This is a genomic window from Rhodococcus sp. G-MC3 (assembly GCF_030063335.1).
Classification (GTDB): domain Bacteria; phylum Actinomycetota; class Actinomycetes; order Mycobacteriales; family Mycobacteriaceae; genus Rhodococcoides.
In genome coordinates this window covers 31,597-46,501 of the sequence record NZ_JASISW010000008.1, presented here as the reverse complement: position 1 = coordinate 46,501, position 14,905 = coordinate 31,597, and the positions used below count along the sequence as shown (strand labels likewise).

At 63.5% G+C, this 14,905-nt stretch carries 18 protein-coding genes; 12 read left to right on the top strand and 6 right to left on the bottom strand.

Annotated features, from left to right (window positions below):
* Positions 1-41: 41 nt before the first annotated feature.
* From QMK17_RS10870 to pdxH, 4 genes are read right to left on the bottom strand one after another with little or no spacing between them, the layout of a single operon-like run.
* Positions 42-980: a carbohydrate kinase family protein gene (locus QMK17_RS10870; RefSeq protein WP_283508972.1), complete on the bottom strand. Its 939-nt coding sequence runs from the start codon at positions 978-980 to the stop codon at positions 42-44.
* Positions 977-1,900 carry an aldose 1-epimerase family protein gene (locus QMK17_RS10865; protein WP_442972739.1) on the bottom strand — a complete coding sequence of 308 codons (924 nt, stop codon included), beginning with the start codon at positions 1,898-1,900 and terminating at the stop codon, positions 977-979. The genes QMK17_RS10870 and QMK17_RS10865 overlap by 4 nt, the downstream gene beginning before the upstream one ends.
* Positions 1,893-3,200, bottom strand: coding sequence for an MFS transporter (locus tag QMK17_RS10860; RefSeq protein ID WP_283508970.1), 1,308 nt, complete (start codon positions 3,198-3,200; stop codon positions 1,893-1,895). The genes QMK17_RS10865 and QMK17_RS10860 overlap by 8 nt, the downstream gene beginning before the upstream one ends.
* Complete coding sequence (gene pdxH, locus QMK17_RS10855; RefSeq protein ID WP_283509314.1) at positions 3,197-3,814, bottom strand: pyridoxamine 5'-phosphate oxidase; 618 nt, start codon at positions 3,812-3,814, stop codon at positions 3,197-3,199. The genes QMK17_RS10860 and pdxH overlap by 4 nt, the downstream gene beginning before the upstream one ends.
* 152 nt (positions 3,815-3,966) lie before the next feature.
* Here pdxH and QMK17_RS10850 point away from each other — a divergent pair, with 152 nt between their 5' ends.
* The 4 genes from QMK17_RS10850 (at position 3,967) to QMK17_RS10835 (ending at position 8,495) form a co-directional block, all read left to right on the top strand.
* A complete protein-coding gene (locus tag QMK17_RS10850; protein ID WP_283508969.1) occupies positions 3,967-5,085 on the top strand; it encodes a citrate synthase 2 in 1,119 nt (372 codons plus the stop codon).
* Positions 5,086-5,232: 147 nt separating this feature from the next.
* Positions 5,233-6,354, top strand: a complete 1,122-nt coding sequence (gene serC, locus QMK17_RS10845) for a phosphoserine transaminase (protein WP_283508967.1) — start codon at positions 5,233-5,235, stop codon at positions 6,352-6,354.
* 485 nt (positions 6,355-6,839) lie between these two features.
* Positions 6,840-7,706, top strand: coding sequence for a septation protein SepH (sepH, locus tag QMK17_RS10840; RefSeq protein ID WP_283508966.1), 867 nt, complete (start codon positions 6,840-6,842; stop codon positions 7,704-7,706).
* Between the two features lie 39 nt (positions 7,707-7,745).
* Positions 7,746-8,495 (top strand): DUF6928 family protein, encoded by a 750-nt coding sequence (locus tag QMK17_RS10835; protein WP_283508964.1) that lies wholly within the window; start codon positions 7,746-7,748, stop codon positions 8,493-8,495.
* On the opposite strand, the gene QMK17_RS10830 is transcribed toward QMK17_RS10835, so the two are convergent.
* Positions 8,452-8,787, bottom strand: a complete 336-nt coding sequence (locus QMK17_RS10830; protein WP_283508962.1) for a DUF2537 domain-containing protein — start codon at positions 8,785-8,787, stop codon at positions 8,452-8,454. The two genes, QMK17_RS10835 and QMK17_RS10830, sit on opposite strands and share 44 nt — an antisense overlap.
* Positions 8,787-9,587, bottom strand: coding sequence for a TrmH family RNA methyltransferase (locus QMK17_RS10825; protein ID WP_283508960.1), 801 nt, complete (start codon positions 9,585-9,587; stop codon positions 8,787-8,789). Before QMK17_RS10825 ends, QMK17_RS10830 begins: the two co-directional genes overlap by 1 nt.
* Positions 9,588-9,622: 35 nt before the next feature.
* On the opposite strand from QMK17_RS10825, the gene QMK17_RS10820 reads away from it, so the two are divergent.
* The 8 genes from QMK17_RS10820 to QMK17_RS10785 all read left to right on the top strand — a co-directional run bounded on the left by QMK17_RS10820 (position 9,623) and on the right by QMK17_RS10785 (position 14,877).
* Positions 9,623-10,825 (top strand): GNAT family N-acetyltransferase, encoded by a 1,203-nt coding sequence (locus QMK17_RS10820; RefSeq protein WP_283508959.1) that lies wholly within the window; start codon positions 9,623-9,625, stop codon positions 10,823-10,825.
* Between the two features lie 287 nt (positions 10,826-11,112).
* A complete protein-coding gene (locus QMK17_RS10815; RefSeq protein ID WP_283508956.1) occupies positions 11,113-11,277 on the top strand; it encodes a hypothetical protein in 165 nt (54 codons plus the stop codon).
* Between the two features lie 71 nt (positions 11,278-11,348).
* The gene (locus tag QMK17_RS10810; protein WP_181910584.1) at positions 11,349-11,519 is read left to right on the top strand and encodes an LxmA leader domain family RiPP; all 171 of its coding nucleotides are present in this window, start codon (positions 11,349-11,351) and stop codon (positions 11,517-11,519) included.
* Between the two features lie 72 nt (positions 11,520-11,591).
* Positions 11,592-11,762, top strand: a complete 171-nt coding sequence (locus QMK17_RS10805; RefSeq protein ID WP_181910584.1) for an LxmA leader domain family RiPP — start codon at positions 11,592-11,594, stop codon at positions 11,760-11,762.
* A gap of 179 nt (positions 11,763-11,941) precedes the next feature.
* A complete protein-coding gene (locus QMK17_RS10800) occupies positions 11,942-12,196 on the top strand; it encodes a helix-turn-helix transcriptional regulator (protein WP_283508952.1) in 255 nt (84 codons plus the stop codon).
* A 43-nt stretch (positions 12,197-12,239) separates the two neighbouring features.
* Positions 12,240-12,755 carry a hypothetical protein gene (locus tag QMK17_RS10795; protein ID WP_283508950.1) on the top strand — a complete coding sequence of 172 codons (516 nt, stop codon included), beginning with the start codon at positions 12,240-12,242 and terminating at the stop codon, positions 12,753-12,755.
* On the top strand, positions 12,752-13,882 hold the full coding sequence (gene lxmK, locus QMK17_RS10790) for a class V lanthionine synthetase subunit LxmK (protein ID WP_283508948.1): 1,131 nt from the start codon (positions 12,752-12,754) through the stop codon (positions 13,880-13,882). Before QMK17_RS10795 ends, lxmK begins: the two co-directional genes overlap by 4 nt.
* Positions 13,879-14,877, top strand: coding sequence for a T3SS effector HopA1 family protein (locus QMK17_RS10785; RefSeq protein WP_283508946.1), 999 nt, complete (start codon positions 13,879-13,881; stop codon positions 14,875-14,877). The genes lxmK and QMK17_RS10785 overlap by 4 nt, the downstream gene beginning before the upstream one ends.
* The last annotated feature ends 28 nt before the right edge of the window (positions 14,878-14,905 follow it).

The following is a 14,905-nucleotide window of genomic DNA, read 5'->3' as shown; positions in this document are numbered from 1 at the left end:
CACGTACATAAATCGGACACTTTTAACAGTCGATAAAGAAACTAGTCTCTCCGCGCCTCGGACGCCCACGGAGGGTCGGCACCCGGACGAGAAACGGTGATGGCAGCTGCTCGCGCGGCGAACCCCAGTGCTGCCTCCCAGTCTGGCGCGCTCATCTCACTGAGCGCGACTGTTGTGACAATGCTCTCGTTATCCAAGAACGCGAGCAAAGCCCCATGGACAGTGTCACCTGCGCCGATGGTGTCGATGACGTCCACCTCCACTCCGGGTACCGAGGTTTCGCCTGCGGCCGAGAAAACTGAAATTCCGTCGCCGCCGCGGGTCATCACGACCGCCGTGACACCAGCTGCGAGCCAGTCGTCGACAGTGGTGCCCTCTGGGCCCAATCCCAACCAGTGGGAATCGTCGTCGGAAACCTTGAGGATGTCGACAGCGGGGAGCCACGACTTGAATCGGCGCCTGAAGCCGTCGGCAGTGATGTCGCCGCTCGTGCTGTCGATGGCGGCCGGCCGAATGTTCGGGTCGAGCATCGTCAGTTTGCCCGCTTCATGCGCGCGATGCAGAAGCGCTGCATACATCGACGCTCCCGGCTCGTACAGCAGCGACAGGGTCCCGAACGACAGCACGGCGATGTCGTCGGGAAGGTCACCTGGATCCTTCACGAGCCGGTCCGCCGTCCCGTCCGCGTAGAACGAGTACTGAGCACTGCCGTCCTCGGCCAGCGTCGTCATAGCCAGCGTCGTGGGCTCGTCGCCGCGTTGGACCCACGAGACGTCCACGCTTGCATCGCTCAAACTGCCCAGGATCTGCTCACCGAACGGATCGCTGGACACTCGCGAGAGGAACCCCACATCGGTGCCGAGTCGCCCCAACGCCACCGCCACGTTGAACGGACCGCCGCCGAGCTTCGGGGCAAGCAACGGTCCTTCATGGACAGGTACGAGATCGACCAGAGCTTCACCGCACACGAGAATCGTCATACCGAACGGTGCTCCATTCCCCAGCTGCCCGTCCAGGATTCGCCCGGCTCGAGCACAAGCAGGTCGATCCCGGTGTTGAATGCGTCGGGAGGGCAGGTCATCGGCTCGATCGCCAGCGCACGCCCCCGCTCGGGATAGGCCTGGTCGTTGACCGGATCCGCGACGAACACCTGAACCCAGTCGAACTCACGGTCGGTCCACAGCACCGTTGCCGACCCGTCGGGGGCGCGGAGGTAATGGCGAGCCTTGCCATCTTCGTCGGGCAACTCCGCGCTGAACGGCGTATCCAATCCGACACCCTTCAGCAGCCTCGGCGAAGTGAAGTCGTAGTCCGATCCGGCCGTTTCGACCGAAGGCCCGGTCGGCAGATTTCGCACCGGATCGAGTTCCAGGCGCGTGCCTGCGGAGAACTCGAGCGTGCACTCGTCGAGCGGAACGTCCCCGACGCGCACGAAGGAATGAAAGCCCATTCCGTACGGGGCGTCGATTCCGCCGGTGTTCGTCGCCGTAGCAGTCACGACGAGTCCGTCCTCGGTCAACTCGTGCACCACGGTCACCGTCAGCTGGTAGGGCCAGCCCTTGTGCAGACCGACTTCCACCGACTGCTCGACCCGAGACTGCGTCCGGTCCACGAGCGTCCAGTCGACACGCCGGACGAACCCGTGGCTCGCATTGTTGCGGGACGGCTCGGTGATCTCGAGTTGGTGTTCGGTACCGCCGAAAGTGAATGTGCCATCGGCAACGCGATTGGGCCACGGCGCCAGAACCAGCCCCGCGGACAGGGGAGGTTTGGTGCCGGTATCCCACGTCTCGGTCATCGGCGAGCCGTCGAACTCGAGCATCCGCAGGCCCGCGCCCGTCGAAGCGATCTCGGCCCGATACTTGCCGCTGGTGAGCCGGTAGCTCTCTGGTTCAGCCATGGGTGCCATTGTCCACCCTTCCCACTCGATAACGGATGAAAGCGGGCAGGGCAACGGCCGCAATGACGACTCCGACGACGACGAGCACTCCGCCGCCTGCGGCCGCCGCCGCAGTTCCCACCGACGCAGCGGCAGCGCCGTGCATCACGTCGCCGATCCTCGGACCGCCCGCGACGACGACGATGAACACGCCCTGAAGCCGCCCGCGCATCTCGTCGGTGGCCACCTGCTGGAGCATCGTGGATCGGAACGCGGCCGAAATCATGTCCGCACCGCCGCCGAGTGCCAGAAACGCCAACGCGAACCACAGCGCGATGGACACCTTGCCTTCGGTGGCAAATCCGACGCTGACACCGAACCCGACCATTGCCATGCCCCAAACCACGATGCAGACGATCACCGCGAGCCCTTGACGCTGCACCCGAGGAAGCCAACCCGAGAACACGCCGCCGAGAACGGCGCCGGCCGAGAGCGCCGCGAAGAGCAAACCGAGAACCAAGCCGCCCGATGCCGGATCACCGAACGTCTCGTGTGCGATCTGCGGAAACAGTGCGCGCGGCATGCCGAACACCATCGCGATGATGTCTACGACGAAGGAGGCCAGAAGCACCTTCTGGGTTGCGAGATAGGTGAATCCCTCGATCACCGAACGCAGTCCAGCTCTGCGGCCCGCTTCGGCAGGCGGGACCTTCGGCAGCCTGATCACGGCCCACAGCGTCGCGAAGAGCGCGATCGAGTCGATCAGGTACAGCGCCTTCAGGCCTGCCAACGGAATCATGGTGCCCGCTACCAACGGTCCGGCGATGGCGCCGAAGCTCATCACGGTCATGTTGAGCGAGTTGGCCGCGGGCAGTTGCTCTCCGGGCAGCAGACGCGGGATGATCGCGCTACGGGTCGGCTGATTGACGGCGAAGAATGCCTGCTGTATCGCCAACAGGCTCAGCACTATCCACACGTTGTTCAACCCGAGCTGCGCCTGAATCCACAGTAAGGTGGACGTCGCGATCAAGCCGAGAGTGGTGATACCGAGCAGCGTCCGCCGGTCCATCACGTCGGCAAGCGCACCTCCCCACAAACCGAACACGATGAGCGGGACGAGGGCGAAGACACCCGTGAGACCGACGTAGGCCGAGCTCAGGGTGATCTGAAAGACCTGTTGCGGCACAGCGACGATACTGAGTTGCGCACCGATGACCGTGACGATGTTGGCGATCCACAACCGCCGGTACGCCGGAGTCTGCAGAGGCGTCGTGTCCGCGAGGACGCCACGGAACCTGTTTTTCTTCAACACTTCGGTCACGGCTGCAGGCGCTCGACCGTCGACGTTGCCACCGTGAACCGGATTCTGTTGTGCAAACGTGAGGTTCGGCCCTGCCAGAACTCGACGGTATCGGGCCGCACCAGGAAGCCGCCCCAGTTCGGAGGCACGGGTACGTCCTGCCCGTCGAATCTTTTCGTCACATCCTCCAACGCCTGTTCGAGGTCCGCTCGTGCGCCCACCGGACGAGACTGCTGCGACGCCCAGGCTCCCAGCTGAGATCCGCGGGGGCGACTCGCAAAATATTCGGCCGTCGTTTCTTCGGAGACCTTTTCTGCGGCACCACGAATGGTGAGTTGGCGGGCGATCCCGATCCACGGGAACGTTACCGACGCATAGGGCGTGTGCTTCAGATGGAGGGCCTTGTCGGACCCGTAGTTGGTATAGAACACCACGCCGTCGGAGTCGAGTCCCTTGCACAGAACGGTGCGCGAAGCTGGGTGCCCAGCGGCGTCGACGGTGGCCAGCACCAGCGCATTGGGCTCGGGGATATCAGCGGAAACAGCGTCGGACAGCCACTCCCGAGCGACCGCGAGCCAACCGTCGGCGAGCCGCTCGACCTCGAGGTCCGCGTCTTCGGCGTAATCGACCCGCATGTCGGCGAGGGCATGTTCGTCGCGCGGTCGATTGTCACTGTGCACGAACCCAGACGCTACCCCCGAGTAGGACCGGCTAAAGTTCTGACCAGGCAAGCCCCGAACGCGACTCCGTTCACGGGTCGTACGTCTACGAGGAGAGTCCACAGGTAATGGCTGTTCAACAGGTACCCGAAGATTTCGTCAGTGGTCTCGAAGGCGTCGTTGCCTTCACCACGGACATCGCCGAACCGGACAAGGACGGTGGCGCGCTGCGCTACCGCGGCGTCGACATCGAAGACCTCGTCTCCAAAAACGTCACATTCGGAAACGTATGGGCACTCCTCGTCGACGGACGCTTCGGACCAGGGTTGCCGCCGGCCGAGCCGTTCCCGCTTCCGATTCACACCGGTGACGTGCGCGTCGACGTTCAGGCAGGCCTGGCGATGCTCGCACCGATCTGGGGCTACCAGCCGCTGCTGGACATCGACGACGCCACCGCCCGCGACCAGCTCGCCCGCGCATCCGTCATGGCGCTGTCCTACGTAGCGCAATCCGCGCGTGGCATCTACCAGCCCGCAGTACCGCAGAAGAAGATCGACCAGTGCGAAACCGTCACTGCACGGTTCATGACGCGGTGGAAGGGCGACCCCGACCCGGCGCACACCGCGGCTATCGATGCCTACTGGGTTTCCGCCGCCGAACACGGCTTGAACGCGTCGACCTTCACCGCTCGCGTCATCGCCTCGACCGGCGCAGATGTCGCAGCCTCGCTCTCGGGAGCCGTCGGCGCAATGTCCGGCCCCCTGCACGGCGGCGCACCCGCACGCGTGCTGCCGATGATCGAAGCCGTCGAGAAGTCCGACGACCCCCGCGGACTCGTCAAGGGCATCCTCGACCGCAAAGAAAAGCTCATGGGCTTCGGCCACCGCGTCTATCGCGCCGAGGACCCTCGTGCCCGCGTGCTCCGCGCAACGGCCAAGCGCCTCAACGCGCCTCGCTACGAGGTCGCCGCAGCACTCGAGCAGGCAGCGCTGGCGGAGCTGCGCGAGCGTCGCCCCGATCGGCCTATCGAGACCAACGTCGAATTCTGGGCAGCGGTCATTCTCGACTTCGCCGAGGTCCCCGCGCCGATGATGCCCGCCATGTTCACCTGTGGCCGCACCGCGGGCTGGTGTGCGCACATCCTCGAGCAGAAGCGCCTAGGCAAGCTCGTGCGCCCGGCCGCCATCTATACCGGGCCCGCGCCGCGCTCCCCCGAGTCCGTCGACGGGTGGGGCCAGATCATCTGAAGTCGTCCCGGGCCGCCGAGGCCCGGGACGCACTCCCAGCGCCGGGGAAACAGCCCGCTCCAAACCTGCACGTAAGGGCCCGACGTGCAGCGACTACCCTGTAGAGGCCATATCCATTTTTTTTCGACGCTTAGGATGCGCTGTTCAATGGCCGATTTGCCGATCATTCCCGCCGATCTTCTGCCCACCGACGGCCGTTTCGGCTGTGGACCGTCCAAGGTTCGCCCGGAGCAGCTGCAAGCCCTGGTCGACGTCGGTGCATCCGTGTTCGGCACGAGCCATCGACAGAAGCCGGTCAAGGATGTCGTCGCACGCGTACGCAGCGGACTCAAAGATTTGTTCGACCTCCCCGAGGGCTACGAGGTGGTTCTCGGGAACGGCGGCACCACCGCATTCTGGGATGCTGCCGCGTTCGGTCTCATCCGTGAGAAGTCGCTACACCTCACCAACGGCGAGTTCAGCTCCAAGTTCGCCTCGGTAGCGAAGAACAACCCGTTCATCGGCGATCCCATCGTGATCAAGGCGGAGCCGGGCAGCGCCCCCGAGCCTGTGTCCGACCCTTCCGTCGACCTAATCGGGTGGGCCCACAACGAGACGTCGACCGGTGTCGCGATTCCGGTGAGCCGTCCGGCAGGGTCGGAGAACGCGCTCATCGCGATCGACGCGACGTCGGGTGCGGGCGGTCTGCCGGTGAACGTCGCCGACTCGGATGTCTACTATTTCGCGCCGCAGAAGAATTTTGCTGCCGACGGCGGCTTGTGGGTTGCGCTGATGAGCCCGGCTGCGCTCGAGCGCGTCAGCGAAATCCAGACGTCGGGTCGCTGGGTTCCGGACTTCCTGTCGCTGCCGATCGCCATCGACAACAGCAGCAAGGACCAGACGTACAACACCCCGGCCGTGGCGACCCTGCTGCTGTTCGCGGACCAGATCGAATGGCTCAACGGCAACGGCGGTCTCGACTGGGCCACCGGCCGCACCGCCGATTCGTCTTCGCGTCTCTACAACTGGGCCGAAGCAAGCGAATACGCGACGCCGTTCGTCACCGATCCGGCGCACCGCAGCCAGGTCGTCGGCACCATCGACTTCGACGAGAAGATCGATGCAGCCCAGGTCGCCAAGATCCTGCGCGCCAACGGCGTCGTCGACACCGAGCCGTACCGCAAGCTCGGACGCAATCAACTTCGCGTCGGCATGTTCCCGGCTGTCGAGCCGGAAGATGTCACCGCACTGACCAAGAGCATCGACTGGGTCGTCTCCGCCATCAGCTGATCGGTAGCAAGCTCACAGCTCGGGCGTTCCCTTCTCTGCTTACACTGGCAAGTAGTTCGCAAGTGTAAGCACCCAGGAGGGAGCGCCCATGCTTTTTCGTACACCGTGGCGCGTTCTGTCACCCATCCTCCGACTCCGCGTCACCATCCCGACGTGGGCGTCAGCTACGCCGCAGCAGTGGGCGCAGGTTCGATGATTCGCTCTCTACGCCCGCCGACCCGTCGTTCACGGCATTCGGTCACGTCGCCGCGCTGTCGATCGGCCTCACTCTCGGAGCCCTCATCCCCGGCGCGATGGAAAGCCTTGTTTCTCAGTCAATCTCATCGATCGACGACGATCCGTGTGTGCCCCACCGCTGCAATGACTAGTCTTTGACACCGGGGCTCCGACACCGAAGACACGCGTGTCGGACACACTCCGAAGATCACGAGTGGATTACAGTCGAGCAAGACGATATCGCGAGTCGGCGCGATGAGGAGGTCAGGGTGCGAGATCTACGCGTGGTCGGTCTCGAACCCGACGGGCAATTCGTAGTCTGTGCGGATCCTAAAACCGGCGACAAATTTCGGCTTCCGGCCGACGACAAGCTCCGCGCGGCCTCTCGCGGTGACATCGCTCGACTAGGACAGATTGAGATCGAAATGGACAGCTTGCTTCGACCGAAAGAAATCCAGGCTCGAATTCGCGCAGGCGCCACTGTCGAACAGGTTGCGAACGATTCCGGTATGGCGCTGAGCCGCGTCGAGATTTTTGCGCACCCGGTCCTACTCGAGCGGTCACAAGCGGCATCGCTGGCGCAGGCAGGACACCCCATCCGTCACGACGGCCCCGCCGTGCAGACGCTGGCCGAGGTCATCGCGCTCGCCTTCCGCGCCCGCGGCCACAACCTGGCCGACGCGTCGTGGGACGCGTGGCGCGACGAGGACAACAAATGGGTCGCCCAGCTGAAGTGGCAGGCGGGCCGAACCACCAACAAGGCGCACTGGCAGTTCCTTCCCGACGGCCACGGCGGCACCATCACTCCACTGGACGACGCAGCCTCCGAACTTGTCGACCCGGACTTCGGTCGACAGTTGCGGGGCCTCGCTCCGGTCCGCGCCATCGAGGTGGCCCCGCCGGAGGAGCCTGAGCAGTCCCTGCAATTTGCGCCTTCCGAACAATCCTTCGACGACTATTACGGCACCACCGCCGACAGCGAACGGGGCGGTGACGTCGAGGAAGAAGCGTCCACCTCTGTGGAAGAACCCAAACATGAGGCCGCCCCAGCTCCTAAAAAGGACAAGAAGGGCAAGCCTGCGATGCCGTCGTGGGAAGATGTGCTGTTGGGTGTCCGCAGCAGCGGCCACAATTGATCCTGATCAGCTGAAGCTGGTCGAGAAAGGGTGCGGGGAGTGGGGGCCAAAGCGTCAACAATCTGGTACATCGACGCTCCTGATCCGATCTCGGTGCTACGGGACTCGACGACCCCGAACTGGGACGCATCGGCAGCCCTCGTAGCACGCTTGTTTCCGGACCAGGTTGCGGTAGCGACACGTCATGCGCCGATCTCGGACTTTGCGGGTGCCTCCCCGAACGAGGTGTTCGTCGGGTGTTATCCAGGCGTCACTGTTGTCTGCACGGCGGGGCTGTCGCTCGCGAAGCCATCGCTTCTCCCCGAATCTTGGACTGGCCTCTTGGCGTCCGAACACACCTACCTCGTTGCGACCGACCCGGAAACGGCATGGGGCGCATTCGCCTACTGGGAGCGCGGCGTCATGGGCCGATCCTTCAGTGCGACACCGATCTACATCTACGAAGACTCCGGGCTCCCGCTGGTCTGGGAACGCCCCTTCTGGGCAGGTGAACACCCCCTCGTGTATCCGCCGGGTGTGCTTCCGGATCCGCAGTCGCTGCCTTTCCATCCACAGGAGTTCGCCGAAGCCGCGAACGCCGAATGGCTCGGCTTCAGGTACACCGGCGCTCCGCGCGGTGGTGAGTTCGATCCCGATTCACTTCCCGTGTGCGGATTCACGATCTACCCGCCAGGGCAGCGGCCACCGGAGGTGGTCCAGCCGGAACCGGCGCAGCCCGCCCAGCCGGCGCCTGCCGAGCGATCCATCAAGCGTTGGTTACGACGGAAATCCCCAGAACCACGAAGCTGACGACCCCGCCTACGCACGTGCCGTAGACGGGCCACCTCCACACCGGTGCCCGACGCCATCGCAGCACCGTGGGGGCTGCGCCGCCGACGACGATCAGGTTTATCCCGATCGCCAAAAACGCATTGATGTCGGCAAGTTCGCGACCGAACGCCAGCAGAGCTGCGCCGACGAGGACCGCAGCGAAGACTGCGACCGGAATTCCGGTGTAAAGAACATCGCGATCCGTCGCTGCTGTCTCGATCCGCGCTGTCTTGATCCGCGCAGTCCTGGGCGCTGCTGTCTTGTCGGTCATTACACGCGCACTCGTTCGTAGAACGCCATGGCGGCAGCGGTGGCGACGTTGAGCGAGTCGGTTCCCGGCGCCATCGGTATCCGTGCGCGAACATCGGTTGCTCGCATCGCGTGCTCGGTGAGTCCCGGCCCCTCTGCTCCGAGGAGCAGCGCGACCTTCTCCCCCGTCATCGCCTCCGCGAGAGTCATCGCTGATGGATTGGGTGTGAGGGCAATAGTCTGAAAACCGTTGTCCCGCAGTATTTGCAGCCCTCGTGGCCAGTCGGGAACCCGCGCGAACGGAACGCGTAACACGTGCCCCATCGATACCCGAACAGCCCGTCGATACAGCGGGTCGGCGCACGCCGCACCGAACAGGACGGCGTCGGCACCGAGACCGGCGGCATTCCGGAACATCGATCCGAGATTTTCGTGATCGTTGATGCCCTCGAGCACAACGACCGTCTTGGCTCCCTTCAAGACGTCGGCAAGGGCGAGTTCCGGTGGCCGATGCGCCGCGGCAAGCACACCGCGATTGAGGTGGAAGCCGATAGCGTCGGCCATGACCTCGGCGCTCGCGCGATAGAACGGCACGTCCACCTCGTCGAGCCGTGAACCGAGTTCGTTCAGGCGACGGTCGACGCCGAGGAGACTGATGGCCTCGAACCTCGACGACAGCAGCCGCTCGGCGACGAGAACGCCTTCGGCTATGACCAGCCCCTTGCCCTCGGGAAGGTCGGGGCGACGGTCCGAGGAATTGAGATCGCGGAAGTCGTCGAGCCGCGGATCGGCGGAGTCGTCGATGTCGATTACGTGTACCACGTGCCCATCTTCCCATCCGTATGAAAAGCTCGACGATGATGACTACCGAAGACACGATCACCATCAGGACTGCCACCGACGACGATTGGGATGCAGTCGCGCTTCTCGACGCCCATGCTTTCGGCGAGCACCAGAACTCCGAGGACCTCGCCGAGACGCAGATCCTGACGAGCTCTCGGCATGTCGTGATGGCGTGGGACGGCAACACGCCGGTGGGCGTCGCGATGCATTTCCCAATGTCGGTGACGGTTCCCGGTGGAGCTCAGGTCGAGGCGTCGGGTGTCTCGTGGGTGTCGGTGGCGCCTACCCACCGCAGGCGCGGAATTCTGCGCCGCATGTTCACCCAGCAGCACCGCACGCTGCAAGAAGCTGGTGCGCCGCTGTCGCTGCTGACGGCAAGCGAAGCGACGATTTACGGCCGATTCGGCTACGGTCCCGCGACGGAAGAACACTATGTCGTGCTCGACCGACGGTTCGCTCAGTTCCAGTCCGAGATTCCGCCGGTCACCGGTGTCCGCCTCATCGAATCCGCCGAGGCGTCGACCCTGCTGCCCGAGATCTATCAGCGTTGGCAGCACAGGACCGCGGGTGCGCAGCCGAAGCCGCCGATCCGCTGGGAGCGCTTCTTCGCCGACCGGGAGAACCGTCGGCACGGGCTCACCGAGCTGTTCTTCATCGCGCACGCCGACGGATACGTCGCCTATCGCCGGAGCCCGACCGAGTCGAAGATCGTCGTCCAGGAATTCATCGCGGTCACCGATCGGGCGTATGCCGAGATGTGGCAGGTCCTCGCCGGAATCGACCTCGTCAACACCATCGAGGTCAGCCAGGCCCCCGACGAGGCATTGCCGTTTCTGCTGACGAACAACCGACTCCCGAAGATCACCAACCACCACGACGCGCTCTGGTGCCGAATCATGGACGTGAAGGCCGCTCTCGAAGCCCGAACGTACGGAGTCGACGCGCAGTTCGTACTCGAAGTGGAGGACTCGTTCCTCGATGCAGGCGGAAAATTCGACGTCACGATCTCGGCGGGAAAGGCGACGGTCACCCGAACCGAAGCAGCTCCCGACGCCACACTCAAGCTGGACGTGCTCTCGGCCCTGTACTTCGGGACCCACAGGGCGACCAGGTTCGCCGCGGCGTCTCGCCTGTGGACCCGCGACGACGACGCACTCCACACCGTGGACGTCGCGTTCGCAACCGACCGCGCATCGGTGATGGGCTGGGCCTTCTGAGAGCTGGGCCTTCTGAAAGCTGGGCCTTCTGAGAGCTAGGCCCGCTGAGATGAGCACGATCGAGGCAGAACGACGACCTCGATTGTGATGCACATCACATCTGAGCAAATCCGCTGGTGAAGTTGCCAGAACACAACAAATCAGCCTCCGAACAGGCCCTCTCTGCTGTGGATTTTTCTCAAAGTGTTGCGTTTTCAAAACATTGGTGGCAACTTGGGTGTTGCGAAAACAGAACGGATCGAAACCCGAAAACAGTGTACGAGTACACCGAAGGAAGGTTCGTCACGATGTCGCTGAACACGATCGAACTGAACGGAACCCTCGATCTGCACGTCACCGATGCGGACCTTCTGGGCAGCATCGGGTTTGCGGTTGATTCGCCGTCGACGCTCCCGGCTTACTTCGACAATCGGCGTAACGGCAGCCAAGACTCCTCCCGCACCGACCGCTAGATCCATCCAGAGCGAAGAACACCGTCAGCGCAGCACACCACCGTAGAAATCCATCGAAGGGATCATTTCTCATGGCTAACGCACGCGACCTCATCGCCAACTACAGCACCTACACCAGCGCACTCGAGATCAACCACTCAGCCGCAGCGGACACCACCGCCCGCACATCGCCCGCATGTATCTCCGCAGCGTCGGCAATCTCCGCAGTCTCGATCGACAACACCTTCGATCACAGCTGCTGATACGACCTTTTCTCGGCACAATCTCTGACTTCATTTCTGCACAAGCGAATCATCAACGAAAGGTTCTTCGTCATGGCCAACGCACGCGACCTCATCGCCAACTACAGCACCTACACCAGCGCACTGGAGATCAACCACTCGGCCGCAGCGGACACCACCGCCCGCACATCGCCCGCATGCATCTCCGCAGCCTCGGCAATCTCCGCGGTCTCGATCGACAACACCTTCGATCACAGCTGCTGATCACTCCACACTTCGACGCGCGGGAAGATCCGGGGAGGACCCCTGGCTCTTCCCGCGCACAGTGGTCTGTACCGAGGCTGCGCCGGTCGAGACCCGTACTACACTGTTCTGACAACACAATGCCCGGGGAAATTCGGGATCAAGGTTCGTCGAGACGAGATGGGAGGACAGACGCCAGGATGCCCGTAGCCGGAGAAGCACGGCGCCCCATGTACAACAACCTGCGGCGCTTTCGTGCACACGCCAAGATTTCGCGAGCGGAACTCGCTGCCACCATCGATGTCAATGTGCAAACCATCGGTGCGCTCGAGCGCGGTTCGTACTCTCCGAGCCTGTACCTCGCACTGTTGATCGCCGACGCGCTCGACGTTCCCCTCATCGAACTGTTCGGCCTTGCCGACACCGTCAACAGCAATCGCACTGGAACTCACTGACTCGCCTCACATTCGATGCTTTCGACGGGTAACATCCCCGATCGTGCCGACGCTGCCCGACAACGCCAAGACCACTTCGGGCCTTTTGTATCTGAGGTCGGCTCTGGCCGTACTGTTGATCGTGATTCCGCTGTTCGTGGACGTGGCCGTTGATCAGATCGCGTGGATCGCTGTGTTAGTGGCCCACATTGCAGTCTGGACAGCCGCAACTCACACCGGCAAGACGGTCATGGAAACAAGCGAAAACGATTTGGACGAGCGCGAAATCGGCATTCGCAACAGTGCATCGTGGTGGGGCCTGACCACCCTGTGCTCGCTCGCCGCGATCCTTTCCGTCCTGCTCATCATCTCGGCCGATCGAGACGGCGCACTGTTCCACGCGATCCTTGATCGATCGGGGTACGTGCTGGTGGGAATCACGCTGACGTCGCTCTCGGTACCGAGTGTCGTCGCTCAGATCGAGCTTGTGCGGCGCAGGACCGATCTACCCCTCTTTGTCGATATCGACGACAGCGAGTTCGAGGACGTCGAGTTCGACGCGGATGACGATTTCGCGTGAGCCCCGACGTCCCGAAGTCTCCCGCCGCGCTCGATTCTCGCGCTCGCGCCCTGCTCGAGTCGACCAGTTTCGCAGATGTACTCAGCGACGCGAATCTGGGCACGGCCGTCATCGACTCCGCACACGTCCTGTCGGGGCGAAACACCAACGTTGCTGTCCACACCGACAGCGGCGTCGGCCTGTTCGTCAAGCTGGTCGATCCCGATCCGTCGAACACCGGATTCGACCACACCATGAAATTCGAAAACTTCGCCCGCATCAATCGTGCCTCCATGCACTCGGCAGGTGTTCCCACGCTGCTGGCATCGAGTCACGAGCACGGAATTCTGGTCTACGAGTTGGTTCCCGACGCACGCACTCTCGCCGCTACGTTCGACGAACGCGACATGGATGCCACGAAGTTCGAGGTCGTCGGCCGCCAGTTGGCGGTGTTTCACTCTGCGGCGGAGGGAATCGATTCGATTCCGGTCACCCCGCACCGATTCCCACCGCTCGGTTCACTTCGCGCGTTGCCACTGAGGTACTGGACGCAGTGCAGCGCCGGCGAACTGGAAGCATGGTCGCTGATGCAGTCAGACCGTCCGTTGCTCGACGCTCTCGCCGACCTCCGCGCCCAAGAGGCCGCTGCACCCCAGCGCCCCATCCACGGTGACATGCGACTGGACCAGGTGCTCCTCGACGAGACCTCGGTCTACCTCACCGATTTCGAGGACTTCCGACTCGGCGACCCCGCGCGCGACATCGGGGCGCTTCTCGGCGATCTGACGTACCGCGCAGTGTTGTCGATAATCAAGGATTGGTCGGGAGACTTCGCACTCGATGCCGATCTCACCCACGAGACCATCCTCGATCGCGGTACTGATGCGCTCGACGCCCAACGCCCGGCGTTCACCGAGTTCTGGAACGGGTACCGAAGTGTCACCGAACATCTCGACTCCGATCTGACCACTCGCGCAACGGCGTGGGTGGGATGGCACATGTTCGACCGACTGTTGGCGGCAGGCAAGGACCGAAATCGACTGCTGAGTGTGCACCGGGCTGCGGCGGGTATCGGGCGGGCAGCAACGATGGACCCCGTCCGCTTCAGCGCAACGTTCGAAGCGATCCCGACCGGACGGCCATCATGACCGCGACGGCTCCCCTCTCACCGGCGATCGTCGAGCGTCTATCCGACATTCGAATCGACCGCACTGCCGTATCCGTCACGATCGACGGCACCGAGCTGAACGCCGAGACGCTCAGGGACCTGCGCCAGCTGCTGTCCGGACACCTGTACAGCAGCTGGCACATTCGTCGCGAATCGACCGACGATGACTCCGATCCACACCGTGACCCCGCGTTCGAGAAGGTACTTTCGGCGCACACTCCACACGAGACCACCATCGCGCTCGTCACCGTCGTGGACGACCACGATCCCGACGGCTCGATCGTCGTCCTCGACGGGGTCCGAGTCCGGTTGCCCGAACATACGAAGATCGAACATACGAGGATCGGGGACACCGGGATCGGGGACACGAGGATCGACGGCAGAGCCGTCACGATCCCATCGACCCGTCCAGCTCTCTCCCCGGGTTTCTGGTTGGCGGATTCGTCGGTTGGGCGTCTGTTACGCGCCGGCAGCATCCGCCGGTTCTATCTAGCAATCGATTCTCGCGACGACGCGCCCCTCGTCTGGCGGCACACTCTCGATGCGCTCGAATCAGCAGGAATTCGGTACCGCGCGAAGGTCGGATCGACGCACCGGACCTACCCGCGCTCCGATTCGATGGTCATCTACGTCGATGACAACCCCGACCTGAGACAGCGGGTAGCGGGCATCCTCGGCGAATTGGTTGCAGGCGGAATGCCGGTGGGGTCGTCGTCCTCCCTGTTCACCGAATCGGTCGCCCACGGTATCGGTACCGCCGAGGAACCACGCGACGCGCGACCCGGCATGAGCCGCATGAGTTTCGGAGAACACCGATGTTTTGCGCTTGCCACCGGAATACTCGAAAGCGGTCATGACGGCGATGAAGTCTCCGACGTGCTCGTCCGCGTGCACCGCGCTTTTCTCGATGCCAACATCCAACCCGACAACCCAGCGCTCAACAACGACACACCACGCGGCAACCACACACCCTGAGCACGCGACACCGGGAGGACCACCTGCC

Bases quoted from the DNA above. Each gene is read 5' to 3' on its own strand.
- QMK17_RS10870 (WP_283508972.1), bottom strand. From the start codon at position 980: ATGACGATTCTCGTGTGCGGTGAAGCTCTGGTCGATCTCGTACCTGTC.
- QMK17_RS10865 (WP_442972739.1), bottom strand. From the start codon at position 1,900: ATGGCTGAACCAGAGAGCTACCGGCTCACCAGCGGCAAGTATCGGGCC.
- pdxH (WP_283509314.1), bottom strand. From the start codon at position 3,814: ATGCGGGTCGATTACGCCGAAGACGCGGACCTCGAGGTCGAGCGGCTC.
- QMK17_RS10850 (WP_283508969.1), top strand. From the start codon at position 3,967: ATGGCTGTTCAACAGGTACCCGAAGATTTCGTCAGTGGTCTCGAAGGC.
- serC (WP_283508967.1), top strand. From the start codon at position 5,233: ATGGCCGATTTGCCGATCATTCCCGCCGATCTTCTGCCCACCGACGGC.
- QMK17_RS10830 (WP_283508962.1), bottom strand. From the start codon at position 8,787: ATGACCGACAAGACAGCAGCGCCCAGGACTGCGCGGATCAAGACAGCG.
- QMK17_RS10820 (WP_283508959.1), top strand. From the start codon at position 9,623: ATGATGACTACCGAAGACACGATCACCATCAGGACTGCCACCGACGAC.
- QMK17_RS10815 (WP_283508956.1), top strand. From the start codon at position 11,113: ATGTCGCTGAACACGATCGAACTGAACGGAACCCTCGATCTGCACGTC.
- QMK17_RS10810 (WP_181910584.1), top strand. From the start codon at position 11,349: ATGGCTAACGCACGCGACCTCATCGCCAACTACAGCACCTACACCAGC.
- QMK17_RS10805 (WP_181910584.1), top strand. From the start codon at position 11,592: ATGGCCAACGCACGCGACCTCATCGCCAACTACAGCACCTACACCAGC.
- QMK17_RS10800 (WP_283508952.1), top strand. From the start codon at position 11,942: ATGCCCGTAGCCGGAGAAGCACGGCGCCCCATGTACAACAACCTGCGG.
- QMK17_RS10785 (WP_283508946.1), top strand. From the start codon at position 13,879: ATGACCGCGACGGCTCCCCTCTCACCGGCGATCGTCGAGCGTCTATCC.